We start from the raw sequence: 459 nt of genomic DNA on the forward strand, positions 1-459 counted from the left end.
GGCGCGCGGGCGTCAGCCGGAGTTGCGCCAGGGGGGTTTGGGGATCGGTTCGCCGGCGCGCAGGCAGGCCAGCGCGTCCTTGTAGTGGGCGGTGATCTCGCGCATGGCGGCGGCGTTCTTCTCGCGCTCTTCCGGCGTGGGCTCTTCCGGGTCGGGGAAGAAGGTGGGCTCGGGGAGCTGGCGCCAGCGCTGGGCGTAGTCGTCGGGCAGGCCCAGCGCCTTGCAGACGCGGCGGATGACGGTGTCGACGTCGTCGACGATCCAGTCGGGCGCTTCGGACCAGTCCTCCACCTCGCGGTCGAAGCGGTGGCACCAGTCGGTGTGGCGTTGCTCGTCGCCGGCCGCGGTGGCCGAGATCACCCGGTCGACGGCGCGCTGCACCTCGGCGGTGCGCTGTTCGAGGGCCTGCTCATGCGGGTCGGGCGCAGGGTTGCGGATGGCGCGCCAGGCGTCGTCGTG

The 459-nt window shown here is 73.0% G+C and carries 1 protein-coding gene; it reads right to left on the reverse strand.

Annotated elements, in window-relative coordinates:
* Nucleotides 1-12: 12 nt before the first annotated feature.
* Nucleotides 13-459: hypothetical protein (locus AABK37_RS41890; protein ID WP_432557259.1), on the reverse strand; the 447-nt coding region annotated here is incomplete at its 5' end.

Origin of the sequence: Tolypothrix sp. VBCCA 56010, assembly GCF_050875635.1 — a bacterium.
GTDB lineage: Bacteria > Cyanobacteriota > Cyanobacteriia > Cyanobacteriales > Nostocaceae > Hassallia.